This is a genomic window from Streptomyces sp. NPDC101152 (assembly GCF_044768275.1).
Lineage (GTDB): Bacteria > Actinomycetota > Actinomycetes > Streptomycetales > Streptomycetaceae > Streptomyces.
Genome location: NZ_JBIWPO010000142.1, coordinates 1 through 1,548, shown reverse-complemented (window position 1 = coordinate 1,548; position 1,548 = coordinate 1). Strand labels below are relative to the sequence as shown.

Sequence of the window (1,548 nt, the reverse complement as noted above, 5' to 3'; positions counted from 1 at the left end):
GCCTCGGGGCACCGCTTGACCGCTGATGAGGGGCCTGACGACCGCCCGGTCCGGTGCAACGCCGGACCGCTTCAGGGCGGGGATGTCTGCGTAACGTGGTTGCCGGCGTGTGGTGCCGCAGGGACGGCCAGGAGTTGGGGAGATGAGAGGCGAGGGGCACGCGCACATGGTCGACACGACCGCGATAGATCTCTTCCTCGGCCTGGACCTGGGTAAGGAGTTCCACCACGCCCACGGCCGGACCGGGGATGGCAGGACCGTGCACGACAAGCGCCTGCCCAATACCGAGCCCAAGCTGCTGGAGCTGTTCAGCAAGCTGGTGGCGAAGTTCGGGACAGTGCTGGTGGTCGTGGACCAGGTCGCCAACATCGGCGCGCTGCCGCTGACGGTGGCCCGCGCGGCGGGCTGCCGGGTGGCCTACCTGCCCGGGCTGTCGATGCGGCGGGCCGCCGACCTGCATCCGGGCGAGGCCAAGACCGACGCCCGCGACGCGTTCGTGATCGCTGAGACCGCCCGGACCATGCCGCACACCCTGCGCGCGGTCGACCGAGACGACGAGGTACTGGCCGAGCTGACCATGCTCACCGGCTACGACAACGACCTGGCCGGTGAGGTCAACCGCGCCACCAACCGGCTGCGTGGCCTGCTCTCCCAGATCCACCCCTCGCTCGAGCGCGTGCTCGGCCCGCGTCTGGCCTACCCCTATGTCCAGGCCCTCCTCCAACGGCACGGCTCCCCGGCGCGGCTGAGGAAACTGGGCCGGGCCCGCTGCGAGGCCCTGCTCAAGGCACACGGTTCGCGCAAGGCCCATCACCTCACCACCGAGATCTTCGACGCGCTCGCCGAGCAGACTCTCGTCGTTCCCGGCACCGAGGCGTCCGCCCTGATCGTGCCGGGCCTGGCCGCCCAGCTTGCCGCCGCCCATGCCCAGCGACAGGCCACCGAGCAGGAGATCGCAGCCCTGCTGGAGGCCCTCCCTCTTTTCCACCTCCTGACGTCACTGCCCGGCATGGGCGTCAGGACCACGGCCGCCGTGATCGTCGCCATCGGCGACGGCAGCGGTTTCCGCACCGCCGGGCACCTCGCCTCCTACGCCGGACTCGCCCCAGCGACGAAGTCCTCGGGGACATCCATCCGAGGCGAGCACGCCCCCCATCGCGGCAACCGCCTACTCAAACGCGCCCTGTTCCAGGCCGCGTTCGCCGCGATCGGCTGCAAGCGCGACCCGTCCTCGCGGGTCTACTACGACCGCCAGCGCGCCCGCGGCAAGACCCACACCCAGGCCATCCTCCGCCTGGCGAGACAACGCGTGAACGTCATCCACGCGATGATCCGCACCGGCACCTTCTACGAACCACGCACCCTCGACCTCGCCGCCTGAACACCCCGCTCACCGGCACGGCCACCCCGCCAAGCCGGCCACCGGCCCGCCCACACGACACCCGATCCGCCGGGAACGCCACGCGAAGCGTGACGTCCCCGAAAACCAGCACGAACCCCTATGAACCAGCCCCGCCAGGATTGACGAAACAGATAGGGGCACCCCCC

The 1,548-nt window shown here is 70.5% G+C and carries 1 protein-coding gene; it reads left to right on the top strand.

The genetic code is table 11. From position 1 onward, the window contains the following. Positions 1-166 precede the first annotated feature (166 nt). Positions 167-1,381 carry an IS110 family transposase gene (locus ACIRVK_RS45520; RefSeq protein WP_404258059.1) on the top strand — a complete coding sequence of 405 codons (1,215 nt, stop codon included), beginning with the start codon at positions 167-169 and terminating at the stop codon, positions 1,379-1,381. Positions 1,382-1,548 lie beyond the last annotated feature (167 nt).

What these genes read in the sequence shown, in the direction of transcription:
- ACIRVK_RS45520 (WP_404258059.1), top strand. Translation starts at nt 167, where the DNA reads ATGGTCGACACGACCGCGATAGATCTCTTCCTCGGCCTGGACCTGGGT.